At 57.3% G+C, this 18,561-nt stretch carries 10 protein-coding genes; all 10 read right to left on the bottom strand.

All coding sequences use genetic code 11. The annotated features are described in order from the left end of the window. Positions 1 to 148: 148 nt before the first annotated feature. On the bottom strand, positions 149 to 1,840 hold the full coding sequence (fliF, locus tag EKM04_RS09245) for a flagellar basal-body MS-ring/collar protein FliF (RefSeq protein WP_183894027.1): 1,692 nt from the start codon (positions 1,838 to 1,840) through the stop codon (positions 149 to 151). Positions 1,841 to 1,960: 120 nt separating this feature from the next. Next, complete coding sequence (locus tag EKM04_RS09240) at positions 1,961 to 9,124, bottom strand: beta strand repeat-containing protein (protein WP_183894025.1); 7,164 nt, start codon at positions 9,122 to 9,124, stop codon at positions 1,961 to 1,963. A gap of 233 nt (positions 9,125 to 9,357) precedes the next feature. Further along, positions 9,358 to 10,515: a UDP-galactopyranose mutase gene (gene glf, locus EKM04_RS09235; RefSeq protein ID WP_174152075.1), complete on the bottom strand. Its 1,158-nt coding sequence runs from the start codon at positions 10,513 to 10,515 to the stop codon at positions 9,358 to 9,360. Positions 10,516 to 10,625: 110 nt separating this feature from the next. Next, complete coding sequence (locus EKM04_RS09230) at positions 10,626 to 12,677, bottom strand: O-linked N-acetylglucosamine transferase, SPINDLY family protein (protein ID WP_183894023.1); 2,052 nt, start codon at positions 12,675 to 12,677, stop codon at positions 10,626 to 10,628. Between the two features lie 216 nt (positions 12,678 to 12,893). Further along, a complete protein-coding gene (gene cheT, locus EKM04_RS09225) occupies positions 12,894 to 13,277 on the bottom strand; it encodes a chemotaxis protein CheT (protein WP_174152073.1) in 384 nt (127 codons plus the stop codon). A 106-nt stretch (positions 13,278 to 13,383) separates the two neighbouring features. Continuing rightward, positions 13,384 to 13,929, bottom strand: coding sequence for a chemoreceptor glutamine deamidase CheD (gene cheD / locus EKM04_RS09220; RefSeq protein WP_067648750.1), 546 nt, complete (start codon positions 13,927 to 13,929; stop codon positions 13,384 to 13,386). Then, entirely contained in the window at positions 13,926 to 14,315 is a 390-nt protein-coding gene (gene cheY2, locus EKM04_RS09215; protein ID WP_042618009.1) for a chemotaxis response regulator CheY2, read from the bottom strand. Before cheY2 ends, cheD begins: the two co-directional genes overlap by 4 nt. Then, entirely contained in the window at positions 14,315 to 15,370 is a 1,056-nt protein-coding gene (cheB, locus tag EKM04_RS09210; protein ID WP_183894021.1) for a protein-glutamate O-methylesterase CheB, read from the bottom strand. The genes cheY2 and cheB overlap by 1 nt, the downstream gene beginning before the upstream one ends. After that, a complete protein-coding gene (cheR, locus tag EKM04_RS09205) occupies positions 15,367 to 16,275 on the bottom strand; it encodes a protein-glutamate O-methyltransferase CheR (RefSeq protein WP_183894019.1) in 909 nt (302 codons plus the stop codon). Before cheR ends, cheB begins: the two co-directional genes overlap by 4 nt. A gap of 12 nt (positions 16,276 to 16,287) precedes the next feature. Further along, entirely contained in the window at positions 16,288 to 18,552 is a 2,265-nt protein-coding gene (locus EKM04_RS09200) for a chemotaxis protein CheA (RefSeq protein ID WP_174152070.1), read from the bottom strand. Positions 18,553 to 18,561: the final 9 nt, after the last annotated feature.

Raw genomic sequence — 18,561 nt, 5'->3', positions numbered from 1 at the left:
CAATGTCGCACAGGGTTGATTTCATTATTCCAAGGTAAATTATCGGCTTGATGAACAAATGATAAATTCTGTCCTAAAAAAGAACACGCGCTTGGATTTGATGCAAGGGTAAAACGAAAAACGACCGGCAGAAAACCGGTCGTTTTGATTAGGCTGCTTTTTCGATTGCCCATTTGCGTAGTATCTTGGCCGCGCGTTCTTCGCTGATTTCCACCATGCGAGACAGGCGGCGCTCCGGCCCTTCGCGAACCCGGCGGGTGAAATCGCCACCGCCATCGTCGCCGGACAGGAGATCGTCGGTGCTGTCGAAGCCGAAGTCCGCGCCGAAGCCGTCCATAAGACCTCCCCCGGCGCTTGCTCCGCCCATAGCCGGCGAGAAGTCGGGGAGTTCGAGACCCGCGGCTTCCTGGCCGATTTCTGCAGGTGACGACGCGTTGCCGCCCGAAATGGAGCGTACGATTGGACGTACACCGAGCCAGACCACGAGGAACGCGACCAGAACGAAGGCCAGTGAGTTGATGATACCTGCCGAATTGCGGCTCAAGACTTCTGTAAAGCCTGGACCGGCAACGGCCTGGTCGAGCAACTGGGTCTCAAGGAAGTCCATGGCCGTGATGGTCACGATATCGCCACGGTCCGTCGAAATGCCCGCAGCGGATGCCACAATTTTCTGCATTTCGGCGAGATAGGCGTCGATCTTAGGCTGATCGGCATTTTCGCCGATCATTTTTGCCAGACGACCTTTGTTGACGACAACGGCAATGGAAATCTTGTCGACGGTGTAGCCATTGCGAACCGTGGCTGTCGTCTTGGAATTGATTTCGTAGTTTGTCTGCTCTTCTTTTTTCGCCGTCTCATCGGAAGATTTCGGGCCGCCGCCACCGCCCTGAGGGGCTGCCTGCGGTACGTTCTGCTCAACGGTTGCAGCCGAGTCAGGTGTCGTTTCCTGAGATTTCTGGTCTTCCTTGGTGGTGCGTACGGACCGTTCTACGCGCGATTCAGGATCGAAGACCGTTTCCTGAATCTGCTGGGTGTCGGTGTTCAACTCCGCTGTGACAGTAGAGCGAAAATTGTCCATGCCGAGAAAGGGCGCCAGCGCCTTGTCGATCTTGGTTTCGAGTTCCTGCTGGACGTTCTGGGACAGTGTCAGCGAGCGGTTCAACGCGCCGTTGCCGACATCGTCGCCAGAGGCCAGAAGCTGGCCAGTGGAATCAAGAAGCGTCACATCGTCAACCTCAAGGCCGGGAACAGCCGAAGCGACGAGATGACGAATGGATGATGCGGCCTTGCGGCCGGCCGATGCGCTTGCGCGGATCATGACAGAAGCGGTTGGCTTTTGCTCGCCGCGACGGAAATTCCCGACATCGGGCATGACGATATGGACGCGGGCAGCGGCAATACCATCGATCTGCTGGATGGAACGTCCGATTTCGCCCTCAAGGGCGCGGACACGGGTGACTTCCTGCATGAAGGAGGTGAGACCCAGCGAACCGACATTGTCGAACAGTTCGTAACCGGCATTGGCGCTGTCAGGCAGACCGCGCTCGGCAAGCAACAGGCGCGCCTTGCTGGTCATGCCTACTGGGACCTGAAGGCTCGTGCCGTCAGAACCGACCTGAAAATCGACATTCGATTCTGCAAGCGCGATGCTGATCTTGTTCAGATCCATCGTTTCGAGACCGACATAGAGCGTTTCGTAGGCAGGTTTGTTCACATAAAGCGCAGCAGCGAGAATGATTGCCATGGACAACACGCCCACACCACCCAGCATCAAAAGCCGCGTCTGGCCGAGAGCCGCGAAATTTTTTAAAACCTGAGGGAATTGATTTAACAGATTCATTCTGTTCCGCACCGTCATTCAATGAGTCCAAGACCTTCTGGTCCCATTGGCACACTATGCGGCGAAGCTTGCGCGAGCGTTTCCCCTATCCGTTTCCCTTGCCTAAATTACGGGTCCCTGTCAGGACACGTAATTGGAGATAATGGCAGACACCTGATTGGGCGTCAGCGATCCCATATGGGTGTTGAGGATCGTATCGATCTGCTCGCTGGACAGGCTCACCAGCGTGTCTGTGGATAGGCCGGTGATGCCGGTCGGGCTGAAGGCCGCGATATCGGAGGTCGAGAACTTCGCGATATTCTCCTTGGAGAGAGCCGCCACCTGGGCCGATGTCAGCGCGCCGACCTGCGCCGGTGTCAACGCCTCACTTTGCGCAGTCGTCAACGCACCGATCACGCTGGTTGCAAGACCGGAAATCGCGCCGGTGGAAAAAGCCAGAATGTCGTCCGTTGAAAACAGCGCGATATCTTCTGTTCCCAGCGCCGCCGCCTGGATGGCGTTCAGGGCGTTGATCTGCGTTGTCGTCAGCGCATCGACCTGTGTCGTCGTCAGTGCGACGATCTGGTTGTAGCCCAGCGCCCCAACCTGGCTCGCACTCAAAGCGCCGATCTCGCTGGTCGTCAATGCCGCGATGATGGCGGTCGACAGGCCGCGAATGGAGCCGGAGGCAATCGCAGCGATATCGGATGTCGAGAATGTCGACATGGCCTGTGTCGTCAGACCAGCCAAACCATCTGCGCTGAGTGCTGCAATCTGAGCAGTCGAGAAGGATTCAACCTGATCCTTGCCAAGCGCTGCGACCTGTTTGCTGGTCAGCCCGGCGATGCCGGCCGTTCCCAAGGCCGCCAGTTCGCCCGTGGACATCGCCGCAATGAAGTCGGTCGGCAATCCGCCGATGGCCGACGAGTTGATGGCAGCGATCTGGGCCGAGCTGAGCGTCTGCAACTCCTCCGCTGTTAGCCCTGCTACTGCCTTTGACGTGAGATTATTGACCTGTGTGGTGGACAGCACATGCAATTGTTCCAGGCTGAGAGCCGCGACCTGATCGCTGGAGAGACCGGTGATACCGCCCGTGCTGATCGACACGATCTGGCCCGTCGAGAGAGCCGCGATGTCAACAACTTCCAATGCTGCGACCTGCTGCGAGCTAAACGCCCCGATCTGGCCGAGCGACAGAACGCTGATCTGATCGACTGTCAGGGCGGCGATCTGTGCCGTGGAAAGGCCCGGAATAGCAGCTGCACTCAGAGAATGGACGACTTCAGTGGACAACGAAGCAACTGTCGCCGTGGACAGGCCACTGATGGCGGCGGCGCTGATGGCCGCGATATCGGCCGTCGAGAATGTCAGAAGATCGTCCGTACCGAGGGCCGCCAGCTGTTTCGATCCCAGCGCCGCCACCTGAACAGGCGTGAAGGCTTCCACCTGATCGACACTCAAGGATGCGATCTGCCCGGTTGTGAGGCCGGAAATACCAGCGGTGCCGAGGGCTGCAATCCGTTCCGTTGGCATGGCGGCCAGCGCCGAGGTGGATAAGCCTTGGATCACATGCGCTGGTAGCGCCGCCAGATCATCGGTAGACAGTGCAGCAATATCGTCCACATCAAAGGCAGAAAGCTGCATGGAGTTGAGAGCGGCAACCTGTACAGGTGTCAGTGCCTCCACCTGCTCCGTGGAAAAGGCCGTGATCTGGCCAGTTGACAGGCCTGCGATGGCGGCTGTGCTCATGGCCATGATCTGCGCAGACGACAAGACTGCCGCGCCCGTGCTTCCCAGGGCAGCCACCTGTTTGGAGCCAAGGGCTGCCACTTGCGCCGTCGTCAAGGCTTCCAGCTGCGCTGGTTTCAAAGCCGCAATCTGCGCGGTCGAGAGACCAGCAATGCTGGCCGTTCCGAGAACAGCGATGCGCTCCGTTGGAAGTCCGGCAAGTGTCGTGGTCGTGAGACCAGCAATCGCACCCGAAGACAGAGCTGCAAGCTCGGCAGTCGAAAACGCGCTGAAGTCGTCCCCGCCCAAGGCGCCAACCTGCGCAGAGGTCAGCACCGCAACCTGCGTCGTGTTGAAGGCTTCGATCTGCCCCGTCGACAGAGCCGCAATCTGGTCTGTGGTGAGACCGGCTATGCCAGCGGTGCTCAAGGCTGCGATCTGGCCTGTGGATAGCGCGCTGGCACCGACCGTGCCCAAGGCTGCGATCTGCTTGGAGCCAAGTGATGCAATCTGCACCGTCGTCAAGGCACCGATCTGCACGCTCGTCAGCGACCCGATTTGTCCCGTGGACAGGCCAGGAACACTGCCCGCTCCAAGCACGGCGATGCGCTCTGGGGAAAGACCGGCAAGCGTCGCGGAGGATAATCCAAGAATAGCGCTTGAGCTCAGGACTGCGAGTTCAGCGGTCGAAAACACGCCAATGTCGGCGGCGTCAAGCGCTGCGACTTGCGACGAGGTAAGGACGGCGACCTGCGCTGTATTGAGCGCTTCGATCTGATCTGTGGAAAGCGCGCCGACCTGGGCTGGGGAAAGGCCGGGCACGCCCATCGTGCTGAGTGCAGCAATCTGGGCCGTGGACAGCGCACCGACACCGGCGGTTCCAAGGGCTGCGATCTGCTTTGAACCGAGTGCGCCAATCTGCGACGTGGTCAGCGCTCCAAATTGTGTCAATGTCAAAGATGCAATCTGGGCTGTGGAGAGACCCGCCATGGCCGACGAGGATAATGCGGCGATGGTCTCAGCAGGTAGCAAAGGCAGCATGTCGGTGGACAGGCCCGCGACCGCGCCGCTGGAAAGCGCCAGAATATCTCTGGTCGAAAAGACCTTGAGATCGTCGACGTCAAACGCTCCAACCTGCGCAGAGCTTAGCACAGCAACCTGCCCGGTTGTGAGCGCTTCCGCCTGAAGCGTGGTAAAAGTGGCGATCTGCGTGGTCGAAAGACCCGTGACGCCGTCTGAACTCAAGGCCGTTATCTGAAGCGTGGTCAACACTTTGATCTGATCGGAGTTGAGGGATGCCACCTGTCTCGAAGACAAGGCAGAAACCTGCGTGCTCGACAGCCAGCCGACCTGGCCGGTACTCAAGGCTGCGACCTGTTTGGTCGTCAAGCCTGATATACCAGCCGTGCTGATGGCGCCCAGTTGGAAAGTCGTCAACGCTGCAATCGTCTCAGTCGACAATCCGGAAATCGCAGCAGAGCTGATCGATGCGATGGATGCGGTGGACATCGACGTCAGATGGTCGCTGCTCAGCGCCCCGATTTGCTGTGACGTCATTGCGGAAATCTGTTTCGTTGACAATGCATCGATCTGCCCGGTGCTCAAAGCACCGATCTGACCGGTCGTCAGGCTTGCGACAGCGCTGCTGCTCAAAGATGCGAGCTGAATCGGCGTCAGACCCTTGATGGTATCTGTCGGTAGGGTCGCAATAATGGCCGGATTGATGGCGCCAATATCAGCGTTCGAAAATTGCGCTATGCCATCTTTTCCCAAAGCGCCGATCTGTGCAGAAGACAAAGCCCCGACCTGGAAAGCGGTCAACGCTTCGGCCTGTAGCGTTGTAAACTTTGCAAGCTGGGCCGGGGTCAGCCCGGAAACACCAAGGGTACTCAAAGCCGCAATCTGTGATGTCGTGAATTTTGCGACGTCATCTGGGTTGAGAACGGCAATCTGGCCCGCGGTCAGCGATGAGACCTGTTTTGTGGTCAATGCGGGAATTTGTGTGCTGTCGAGCACTGCGACCTGACGGGTTGTCAGCGCCGGGACGCTGGAGGGGTTCAGTGCCGCAATTTGCGCTGTCGTCAACGACGCCAGAACGGCCGTCGATAGCCCGGAAATGGCATCGGACTTGATGGCCGCCATATCGTCAGTGGAGAATTTGGCGATGGCGTCTTTTCCAAACGCGTCGATCTGATCGCCGACCATGACCGATATTTGTATGGTTGTCAGCGCCTCTGCCTGCAATGGCGTCAACGCCGCAATCTGCTTGCTGGACAGGCCGGAAATACCCGCGGTACCAATAGCTGCGATCTTGTCGGCAGACAGAGCCGCAATCTTGTCCGTGCTCATTGCGGCGATCTGGGTGGCGCCCAATTCACGCACCTGGGCTGTGGAAAGGCTGGCGATCTGGAGGGTTGTCAACGCAGCCACTTGAGCGTCGGTCAGATTTTTGATCGTGGCAGGTTGAAGCGCTGCAAGTTTATCGGTAGCCAGCGATTGCAGATTTGCCGCATCCAGCGCAGCAATCTGGCCGGATGTGAGCGCCCCAATCTGCGCCGTCGCCAGCGCCGCGAACTGAGCTGTGTCGAGCATATCAATCTGGTCAACCGTCAAACTTGCCACGGCGGACGTCGAAAATGCCCCTATCTGTTCTGTTGTCAGCGCCTTTATCGCAGTCGTGCTGAAGCCGGCAATACCCCTTGCGGTGAGAGCGGCGATGTCTGCTGTCGAAAATGTCGCAATATCCTCAGGCCCAAATCCCGCAGTCTGTGCCGATTTCATCGCAGCGAGCTGACGCGTGGTGAAGGCATCTACCTGCAAGGTCGAGAGCGCTGAAATCTGATCTGACGTCATGGACCCGACGGAGCCAACGCTTAACGCAGCAATCTGGTCCGCTGACAGTGCCTCGATCAGGTCTTTCGATAAGCCGCTGACACCGCTTGCGCTTAAGGTCGCGACAGCCGCCGTCGAAAGTGCCTTGATGTCTTCGGCCTCAAACCCTTTGATCTGGTTCGATGTCAGCGCCGCAACTTGCGACGACGACAAGGCTTTCATCTGCTCACTCGAGAGAGCCGTTATCTGTTCCGCAGTCAACGCGGCCAACGTCTTTGGCAACATCGTGGATATCTGCGCCGTGCTCAACGCAGCGAGAGACGTTAAAGGAAGGGCTGCAACTTGCGTGGTACTGAGGGCTCTGGTCTGGCCTGTCGTCAATGCCGCGACCTGAGTGGCCGTCAAGGCGACGATCTGATCCTTCGTCAATTTCGAGACGGCATTGGTGCTCAAAGCCGCAATTTCCGTTGGCTTGAGCGAGGCAAGAACCGCCGTAGAAAGACCCGGGATGGCCGTCCCGCTTAAAGCCGGGATGGAAATCTTTGCAAGATCAGAGGCATCCAGCACACCCACTTGCGCAGACGTGAGCGCGCCGACCTGTATGTTTGAGAGATACGTGAACATGTCGGCTGGTAGAGCATCGATCTGATCTGTGGTCAGCGCGGCAACGGAAACCGTGCTCAACGCGGCCACTTGCATGGAGGTCAGCGCAGCGACGACGGCGGTGCTCAAGCCCTGGATGGCCTTGGAGCCGATCGCGGCGATATCCGCTGTCGAAAACGTAGTAATTTGGTCCGTTTCGAGCGCGCCGAGTTGCGATGAACTTAAAGCTTTGACTTGGTTCGGCGACAAGGCTTCAACCTGAGCCGTCGTCATCGCGGCAATCTGCGCCGTCGACAAGGCAGCAATCGCTGCGGTATTCAGAGCTGCGATACCCTCATTGTCAAGTGAGGCGACTGTTTCTGCGGACAGCAATTTGACGTGTGCCGGTTTGAGCGCGCTCAGTTGGGTTACCGTCAACCCCTCCAACTGAACGCTTGTAAACGCACCAAACTGTTCAGTCGACAAGGCAGCAACAGCAGCAGAACTGAAGGCTGCGACCTGCTCTTCCGTCAGGCCCTTCAATGCGTCGGCGCTCAAGCCCGCAATACTTTTGGTCGAGAGGGCGGCGATATCATCCGTCGAGAATGTCTTGATCTCGTCGGCGCCGAGAGCCGCGATCTGGGACGAGGTCAGCACTTTGACCTGAGCCGCAGTCAGAGCCTCGACCTGATCGGCAGACAGTGCGGCAACCTGCGTTGTGGTCAGTTTGGCAATCGCACCGGTCGACAGAGCGGCGATCTGATTGGCCGTGAACTCGGCAATGACGGATACATCGAGGCCTGGAACCGCTTTGCTGGATAAGGCTGCGAGCGCTGAGGGTTCAAACTTGTCAATGTCATCCTTAGACAGAACTGCCGCCTGAATGGATGTCAGTGCGGCCAGTTGGGTCGATGTCAAAGCGCCCGGCTGGCTTGATGTCAGCGCCAATATCTGATCGGTCGTGAGCTTCGCGAACGTGCTGGCACTGATTGCCGCCACCTGCTGGGAACTCAAAGACGAAACGATCTCCGTCTTCAAGCCCACAGCAGCTGCACTCGTGATCGCAGCTATGTCGCCTGTTGAAAAGGTCGCCATCTGATCTTTATCGAGCGTTGCGACCTGGGTCGAACTGAGTGCTTTGACCTGAGCCGGGGTAAAGGCCTCCACCTGCGCGGTGGAAAGCGCACCGATTTGCTCTGTGGTCAGACCCGTGATTGTTTTCGTCGAAAGTGCCGCGATCTGCGTCGGCGTCAGAGCTTCGATGTCAACGGCCGTAACGACTGCCACTTGAGATGAGGTCAGCGCACCGATCTGGCGGACGTTCAAGTTCGCAAGCTGCGTCGAGGATAATTCCGCAATCTGGCCGGTAGAAAGGCTCGCGATCACAGCCGTGCTGAATGCGCCGACAGCAGCTACCGTGAAGTTGGAGACATCTCCCTGCTCGAGTGCGGAAATCTGGTTGGCCTTCAGGGCAGACGCCTGATCGGGCGTAAAATATGCGAATTCGACGGAGACGAGGCTCGTAAGCTGCTCGCTCGTCAGCTTTGCAATTGCCTGGCTGTTGATGGCGGCAAGCTGCACATCGGAAAAGGAACTGAAGGCTTCCGTCGTCACCCCGGGCATGGCAGTTGCAGAAATCGCAGCAATTTGAGCCGTGCTTAAAAACGGAATGACCTTATGGCTCAAGCCCGGCATGGCTTTGCTGGAGATGGCAGCTATATCTGCGGTGGAGAACTCCTTGAAGTCCTCCGGGTCAATCGCTGCCAGTTGCTCGGAACTCAGAGCTGCGATCTGCGATGGTGTGAGTGCTTCGATGGTAACATCGTTCATGTCGGCCAACTGTTGCGTGGTCAACGCAGCGACCTGCTTCTGGCTGAAGCTTTCGATGGAGGCTTTGTTGAGAACCGCAAGCTGGTCAAGGGTCAGCCCCACCATCCCGCTCTCGGAAATGCCACTCAGCTGTATCCGTGACATCGTTTGCAGATCTTCCGTCTCGATCGCCGATATCTGTATGGACGAAAATGCGCCGATCTGCCGCGAAGACATGGCAGACACCTGTTCGGTCGTGAGGGATGCGACGTCTTCCGTGGACCAGCTGGCAACTGTGGCCGTCGATAGCTTCGAAATCAGGCTGGGCGTTAAAGAAGGTATGATCGACGTCATGTGCAGGCCTTGATCGCGAGTTCAAATATCGAAGACAATTCGGAAGCCGCAACGCCTCCGGACGAATGCCTGAACAGCACGAAGAAAATAACCCTGCCCAGCCCCTGTCGTGCAGAACGTTGCCCGGGCCAACGGCCAAGGCATAAATCCAGCTGTAACAATTCTAGGTTTGGTTGCTTGCGCGAGGCTGTCAGGTTTCTCGATCTAAAAATCGGGGCTTGCGCGCAGTCAGCTTAAAGCGGTGGATTGAGGAAGGCAGGCATGGGCTCGCCCGTCTGTTCACGCGACAGGAAGAGAGCAGCCGTATCCAACGCCTCGCGGATGGTAACATCCATATCCAGATATCGATAGGTTCCCAGCCGGCCGACGAAGGTTACGGCTTTCTCAGCCGTCGCCAGAGCTGCATATTGCGCCAGTTGCTCTTTTTCCTCGACTAGGCGAATGGGATAATAGGGCACATCGTCAGGGCCGCATTCGCGCGAAAACTCACGATAACAAACCGATCCCTGATGCTTTTCCCATGGCGAGAAATGCTTGTGTTCCGTAATGCGCGTGTAGGGAACCGAGACCTCCCCGTAGTTCATCACCGCGCAGCCCTGATAGTCACCATCATAGGTAAAACGTTCGAAATCGAGCGTGCGATAGCCGAGCCGGCCATTGGCATAATCGAAATAGCCATCGAGAGAACCGGAGTAGAATGTGTGGTCGTAGCCATCCGTTTCGCTGCGCTCAAAATTGCTGTTGAGATGAACCTTGATGCCGGGATGATCAAGGATACGCTCAACCATCGGGGTGTAGCCGGTTTCCGGCATACCCTGATATTTGTGGAAGAAGTAATCATCATCATAGTTGAAGCGTACGGGGAGGCGTTTGAGGATCGACGCGGGCAAAGCTGTTGGCGAGCAGCCCCATTGTTTTTGCGTGTACCCCTGGAAAAAAGCCTCATAAAGATCTCGGCCGACAAAGCGCAGCGCCTGCTCTTCGAAGGTCTGTGGATCCTCGATCGTTTTGTCGGCCTGATCTTCGATGAACGCTTTCGCCTCATCCGGCCGAAAAGTCTTGTCGAAGAACTGGTTGATGGTGTGAAGATTGACCGGAAGTGAAAACACCTCGCCACGGCTGGTCGTTTTCACCCGGTTCTTGTAGGGCATGAAGGTCTGGAAGCGGTTGACGTAATCCCACACATGCGCGTCGTCGGTATGAAAGATATGCGGGCCATAAACATGCACCATCACGCCCGTTTCACCGTCGCGCTCGGTGTGGCAGTTGCCCGCGATATGGTCGCGTCTGTCGAATATATCGACCTGGTGGCCCGCTTGCGCAAGCTCGCGACCAATCACGGCTCCAGAGAGACCCGCACCGACGATAGCAATCTTTTTCGACTGGGACACGCTCGACCTGCCTTATTGGATGTATCGATCGCGAGCGCGCAAGAAACGAAACAGCGCGCGGATCGAAAGATGTTGGGGACGTTGCCGGGAAACCGGTTTAATCGGAACGCCTATGCGTCGTTGCTTCCGTTACCGGTCCACAGCCTGATGTCATGGGGGATGGCAGCGAAGGCATTCCACTCCCTCAGCTTTTCCAGATATCGGTTGCGGTAAGTCTGCTCATCAACAAATTCCAGGTTTTCCAGAACAAGTTCGGTCCCGATTTCGTAGTAGACATCGAGGTTTCGCAAATCGGGAACCGGGGCCTGGCCACGCTCCGCTTCGCCTTGCATCTGCCAAAACAGCTCTTCCAGACGGCGGGCCAATCCGGGAATGTCGCGCAGCGCGCTCGTTTCACGATTGGCTTGCAGCTTGTCTCTCACTTGCTTCAAGGTCGTAGGTTTTTTGGCATAGGCAATCGCCTTGTCGACATAGTCTTCCGGGCCCGTGCAGATCAGTTCCGGCACGCCGGTTGCAGCCACAACGCTGCTGCAGAAGCGCGCGGCGAAGCTCTTGCCAGGGAACGTCAGCACGGGAAGCCCGACCGTCAATGCGTCACCGGCCGTCGAGTGCGCACCATAAGGGAAAGTGTCGAGAAACAGATCCGCCACGGCGATGCGCGCCAGATGCTGTGCATTGCCAGCCTTGGGCGCGAAGATGATCCGCTCAGACGCGATGCCCGCGGCCTGCGCCAATTCTCGTAGTCGTTGATCGGCTTTTTCGTTACCGCTCAACAGCCACAAAATGCTGTCAGGCGTGGCAGTAAGGATTTTCATCCACTGGTCAAACGTGCCAGAGGTGATCTTTTGCATGCCATTGAAGCAAGCAAATACGAAGGCATCTTCCGGCAGCCCTACGCTCGCTCGCGTCGGCTTCTCGGCGATCGTGCGCTTGCGATCGATCGGTTGATTGCAGGCAATGCGCAGAACTTTCTCCGAGTAGTAAATCTCGCTTTCGACGGGCACGATTTGGGCATCTGCAATCATATACTGGTGGAACGGACTGCCCATCGAGCCGGGATAACCGCAGAAATTGACGATGACAGGTGCGGGACGATAAGCGAAAATTTTCGTGCGGGCATGTTTCGTGTAACCGTTGACGTCGATCAGAATGTCGATCTCGTCCTTGGCGATCTGTCGCGCGGCGGCTTCATCTGTCAGCGTGCCGATGTCATGCCAGGTGTCGACCGCTGCCTTCATGCGTGTCTGTGTTTCGTCCTTGGCAACTGGCTCGCCACAGTAATAGGCATGGATCTCGACACTTGCCTTGTCGTGACATTCCAAAACCTCGCGCAAAGCAAAGCCGACCGCATGGTCGCGAAGGTCGGACGAGACGTAACCGATGCGCAGGCGTTGCCCTGTGCCGGTCTTCTGTTTGACCTGGCTGCGTGGAAAATCCTTGATATCAAGGCGGCCGACGAAACCCTTGTTGTAGACATACGCACGGGCCAATTGGAACATCGGGTCGTCGGAATAGCAGCCCAATGTCAGCGGTGACATGGCATCCACCATCTGACGCATGGTGATATGGTTCGACGGGATGAGGATCGGCCATTTGCACTGGCGCTGACGAATGGCGCTCCAGTGCTGGCCGGTTTCTGGCTTGTCCGGCCGCAACTCCATGGCCTGCCACATCACAGCCTCAGCCTCATCCAGCAAACCGGCATTTTCCATCACGCGGCCAATGTGCTGCAACGCCATGAACCGGTAGGACACACGGTCGGCGGTGCTTTCGTCCGTGCTCTCGACAAAACTCTTCCACTGCTGGATGGCCTGTGGGGCTGCGCCGGCGTCTTCATAGGCCCGCCCCAGGTTGATGTGAGCAGGACCAAACATGGGATCGACTTTCAGCGCGGCACGCATGGCGTTGATCGATCCAGGCAGGTCGTTGAGTTGGCGCAGGGTGACAGAATAGTTGAAGTATACCATCTGCTGTCCCGGCTGGGACTCGTTGAAGGCAAGCCAGGTCTTGTAAAGCTCGACCGCCTCGGCTCGTCGGCCTTCTGCACTGAAGGTTTCGGCAAATTTGAAGAGGTCCATCAAAGACAGACGCTGGGTCTTCGCAAGCTCAAGCACATTCGGGAAAAGCGAACTGGAGACATTGCCGTTTGTTACACTATTCATCAATCTGAACCCCGAATATGGCGTGCTGTTCGCCACATGTACCATTGTCTATGGAAATCGGATTGCAGATTAATACTTCGAAGCTTGTGCCGCGCTTTACGTGCACAAAAATGATGCTTCATTGCCTCATAAATAATAGGAAATCAATTTTTCAGTGTTCGATAACCGGTGACGATACAGGATTGCACCGCCACCTTGAGCTTCAAAAAACTGATTCTAGAACAAATCGCAATCACCGGAAACCTTGTCGAGCGGTTGCGAATGGCCATGACGCAAGCCTGCACCCAGCGCCTTTTGCATTTCAGCCAGCTTGACGAGGCTGAGCGCAGTCGAGACATCGACGGCCCAATCGAGCGGGATGGAACCCGTAATCGTATCGATGAATTCGGCGAGACCGCGGGTCTTTTGGACAGCAAGGTCTATACCCTGGAAAAGGCGCATGCCTTCCACGGTGACGGCACCATCGGTCGCCTCGAGCAATTGCGGTTCTATTCTCTCGATCAGGTACGCCACATCGTGAAGCTCCGAAACGACCCGCATCAAGACATCGGGAAGTGCTTCTTCGAATGGGGACAACTGCGCTTGCTCGGCGATCTGCATAAATGACTCCGTGACCAGAGCGCCGGATCGATGTTGCCAAGCTGGCGTCGACCCGATGCTGAAACAAGATGAAGAACGACTGAGCAAACCCGCTTTTGTAGCCGTTCTAGAAAAACTCGATATCGTTGGCGACTGGCTTTGGAGCCGGTGCTGGACGCTTTTCGAGGGCAACCGTAGACTGCGTTTCGGCACCGCTGAGTGGATGCTGGCGGGCACGACCGGACACCGGCCAGAACTCCACTTTTCTGCCCGAGTCTCCCCCGGTCGACTGCCCGAGAAGACGAATGCCTTCATCTTTTAGAAATTGCACCGCGAATGCAGCGTTCTGTTCGCCGACATTCGAGAAGCTGGCAATGGTCTTCGCCCCGCCGAAAATCTTTGCCTCGAGCCGATCACGGCGCGCGCCCTGCTTGAGCAGACCGTTGATCAGCAATTCCATGAGATGCACCCCATAGCGGGTTGCATCTCCGCCCCCGGTGCCCCCCGTTCCCGGCAGCAGAAAGTGGTTCATGCCGCCGACGCCCGCAACGGGGTCTCTCAGACATGCAGCCACGCACGAGCCGAGAATGGTCGTTAAAACCACTTCGGGATCGTTGGCGATTTTATACTCGCCTTGGATGATATGTACGCGCTTGGCTGCGGTTTCGATCATTTCAACGATCCAAATACGGCTTCGATTGCCGCCTTCATTTTGTCAATGGAGAATGGCTTTGCCAGAACGTTGTTGGCGCCCAGCTGCGCTGCCTTCTGAACCAGCGCGCGGTCACCCTGCGCGGTCAAGATGATGAAGGCTGCCTTCTTGGTCGTCGGGTTCGTGCGAACCGCCTGCAAGAAGCCAAGACCATCCATCTTCGGCATGTTGAAGTCGGAAATGACGAGATGATGGGGCTGCTGCTCCATGATCTTCATTCCCTGTTCGCCGTCACCAGCAGAGGTGATCTGCTTGAAACCGAGCTGCGTGAGTGCATCACTGAGGAGCAGGCGGCTGGTAACCTGATCGTCAACGATCAGAACTTTGATTTTTTCTGCAAGAGACATTAGTCGGAACCTTCTTTTCGGGCGGCAGTAAGTTTTAAAATTTCTTCGCCGATGGCGTTCAGCGGAAGTTGTGTTTCGACAGCACCAAGTTCGTGGGCGACCCTTGGCATGCCATAAACGACGCAGGTTTTTTCGTTCTGGCCAACGGTGCGGGCACCGGCATGGCGCATTTTCAGCAGTCCGGCAGCCCCGTCACGCCCCATCCCTGTGAGGATGACACCAACGGCGTTGCGTCCGGCGAGTTCGGCCACGGAATCGAACAGAACATCCACGGATGGACGGTGCCCATTAACAGGTTCCTTTTCCAAAAGCCTGCAGCTTGGCGCGGAATGATTAACGACCTGCAAATGACGCTCTCCGCCCGGTGCAAGATATATTTTCCCCGTTTGAAGACGCGCACCATCCGTGGCCTCCTCGACCACCGGCGCGCATAAACGATTAAGGCGCTCCGCAAAGCTTTTCGTAAACGTCGAAGGCATGTGCTGGGTGATGACGGTGGGCGGGCAATTGGCCGGGAATTTCTGCAAGACAGCGATCAGTGCTTCGACACCACCGGTCGATGAGCCGATCGCCACAATCTTTCGTCCAACGCGATAATCGCTGACGGCCATTGGCTGGGGAACAGGAGCCCTTTCAACTGCGACATTGCGATAGGACTGATGCTGCGAACGTGCGGCAGCCTTGACCTTTTCAGCCAGATCGCCAAACGGCCGGCTGTCACCCGGAGCAGGCTTTCCAACACAATCGAACGCACCGATTTCAAGCGCCGCCAGCGAGGCACCGGCACCGCGATGCGTCAGCGTCGAAACCATGATGACCGGCATAGGCCGAAGCCGCATGATCTTTTCCAGGAACTCGAGGCCGTTCATCTCCGGCATCTCGATATCCAGCGTCACAACATCCGGGTTGAGTTCCTTGATCGCCGCGCGCGCTTCCATGGCGTTGCCTGCCTGGCCAACCACGTCAACATCGGGGTCAGCTTTTAGGACAGCCGAAATCAGGCCGCGCATCGTCGGTGAGTCGTCAACGACAAGAACTCTGGCGGGTGCCGTCATGCTTTTCTCCCGCCGGGTTTGCCGATGTAGCGATAGGTCGTGATGCCAGTGTTGTCGAACAGTGCTTTCGGATCACCGGAGACACGCTCGGAGTGACCGATATAGAGATGTCCGCCTTCCGGCAGAAGGCCTGCAAAACGCGCCCAGATTTTCACCTGTGTCGGCTCATCGAAATAGATCACCACGTTGCGACAGAAAATGACGTCGAAGCCGCCCTTGAAGGGCCACTGCGTCATAAGGTTCAACTCGTTGAACGTGATCAGCTTTTTGACTTTGTCGCTGATCTGGTGCTTGCGGCGACCACCGACATCGACGTCCTGAAACCATTGCTTGCGCATGGCAGGTGTAACGGTTTCCAGCGCATTCTCATCATAAATCCCCGCTCGGGCCTGCGCCAGAATCTTCGGGTCGATATCCGTCGCCAGAATGCGGAAGTCGTATTCCGCGGCATTCGGAAACAGGCCCAGAACCGTCAGTGCGATTGAATATGGCTCCTGCCCGTCGGAACAGGCGGCAGACCAGATTCGCACACGGCCACCGGCTTTTGCACGGTTGATAAGCCCTGGAAGAACCTCATCACGCAGATTCTCGAAGTGATGGTTTTCGCGGAAGAAGCGCGTGAAGTTTGTTGTCAAATGCGACAGCATCTCACGACGAGCATGAGCGCCCTCTTGAGAGGAAACGAGGGTGCAATACTCCCGGAAACCGGAAATACCCAGATTGCGGATATGCTTGGACAGTCGTGAATAAACGAGCGACGCCTTTGTGTCGTTCAGATAGATGCCGGCATCGGCATAGATCATCGCGGCGATTTCGGACAGGTCGCGACGTGTCAGCGGATATTCTCCGCTGGCAAGCACTTCATCCGGGGATAGGCGTGTATCGTTAAACTTGAGCGCTGTCATTCATCACTACTTTCAACCCGCTACCGCAAGAGACATCTCTTGCTTGAGCGACTGGCCACGAGACGCGCCGACAACAGCATCCACATCGAGAATGAGCGCGACGCGGCCATCACCAAGGATGGTTGCGGCAGCGATGCCCGGCACGTGGGTATAGTTGGCTTCCAGTGACTTGATCACGACCTGGCGCTGGCCCTGGATGGCATCGACCATCAAAGCACGCTGGCCGCCACCTTCCGATTCCACCAGCAGTGCAACGCCGTCGACCGGGTTTGCCTGGGTGTTGCGGAAGTTGAGGATACGACCGACATCCACCAGCGGGCAGAAGGAGTTGCGGATGGAGATCAGGCGCTGGTTGGAGCCGAAGGAGTGAATGTTCACCGCTTCCGGCTGCAATGTTTCGACAATTGCCGTCAAAGGCACGACGAGCGTCTGACCGGCAACGGTCACCACCATGCCGTCGAGAACGGCAAGTGTCAGTGGCAGGCTCATGGTGAAGGTAGAACCGAGACCCGGACGCGAGGTGATGCTGATACGGCCGCCCAGTGCCTGGATCGAACGCTTAACCACGTCCATGCCCACACCACGACCCGAAATGTCGGAAATCTTGTCGGCGGTGGAAAAGCCCGGAGCAAAGATCAGATTGTCGATTTCCTCGTCCGTCAGATTGGCATCGGCAGCGATCAGATCGTTGTCGATTGCCTTCTGGCGAACACGCTCGCGATTGATGCCGGCGCCGTCGTCGGCCAGTTCGATCAGGATGCGGCCCGAGCGGTGCTTTGCCGTCAACTTGACAGTGCCTTCGGGGTTCTTGCCGGCGGCCTCGCGTTTTTCAGGCGTCTCGATGCCGTGGTCAACGGCATTGCGGATCATGTGAGTCAGAGGCTCGGCCAGCTTGTCGATGACCGTCTTGTCCACTTCGGTGTTTTCACCCTCGGTGATCAGGCGGATCTGCTTGCCGATCATGTCGGCGACTTCGCGCACGATACGCGACATGCGCTGGAAGACAGGCTTCACCGGCTGCGCGCGGATAGCCATAACGCTGTCCTGAATTTCGCGCGTCAGCTGCTGGAGTTCTTCAAGGCCCATATTGACGGCAGATGTGCCGGTCGTGTCGTTCTCGATGACGCTCTGCGACAGCATCGCCTGGTTGATGACGAGTTCGCCCACCAGGTTGATGAGGCGGTCGACGCGATCCAGATCCACGCGGATCGTCTGGCCAGCGCTAGAGTTTGCAGCATTGGCAGCAGCAGCAGCAGCAGCAGCGGCCGGTGCTTCCTTCTTTTCCGCAGCCGCGGATACGGCGCGCGTTACCTCGGTGGCGGCAACAGCGGTCGAGACAGTCTTTGTCGCGACTGTTTCTTCCGCAGCAGCCGGCTGGATGGCAGGCTCTTCGGCAGTTTCGTCGAGGACGGAAAGATCGAACGGAACCGGTATCATCGGCAGTTCTTCTTCGGCTGACGTCTCGGCCACGATTTCCGTGATTTCCAGGTCGCAATCCCACTCGGCGAATTCAAAGACAGTCCGGATGCCTGCGGCACCCTTGTCCGTCTTGATCGAAATCTTCCAGAAGAAATAGGCCGCTTCAGGCTCGATGTTTTCCAGCGCAGGCAAAGCGCTCATGTCGCAGTTGATGCTCATCTCGCCGATGCGGGAAAGATCGCGCAGCAACAGAGCTGACTCATTGCCCTTGGTATAGAGCGAGGTCTGCGGCTTGAAAACGACGTCGAAAGACGGCGTTTCCATCATCGGGACAGTGTCATCCTCGAACTCGCCGAAAGAAAAGGCAACGGGCTGGAAGCCGCTGTCGTCGGTCGGCGCGGGTGCAGCGGCGGCCGGTGCTGGCGCTGAGGGCTTGGCTGCTGCGGGTTCGGACGCGGCGCTGGACGAGACCTTCTCGCCGTTGGCCAGTGCTTCCAGTTCCTTGACCAGACCGCGCGTACGGCCATCTTCGACGCTGCTGCCATCACGGGCGGCATTGGTCAGGTCAGCCAGAACGTCAGCCGACTTCAGCATGACCTTCAGGACGTCCTGGTCGGGTTCCAGCTTGTTCGAGCGTACGCAGTCCAGTGTCGTTTCGAAAACGTGAGCGAATGCTACGAGATCGTCGAGACCGAACGCGCCCGCTCCACCCTTGATGGAATGAACGGCACGAAACACAGCATTTACGGTTTCCGGATCACGGTCCCCGTCATTCAATTTCAGAAGACCCGATTCCAGTTCAGCGAGTTGCTCTTCGCACTCCTGGAAGAAGATTTCTTTGATTTCGTTCATATCCATCGTGAGTAG

Source organism: Rhizobium skierniewicense Ch11, assembly GCF_023757665.1.
Lineage (GTDB): Bacteria > Pseudomonadota > Alphaproteobacteria > Rhizobiales > Rhizobiaceae > Agrobacterium > Agrobacterium skierniewicense.
This window is presented reverse-complemented; position numbering and strand designations above follow the sequence as displayed.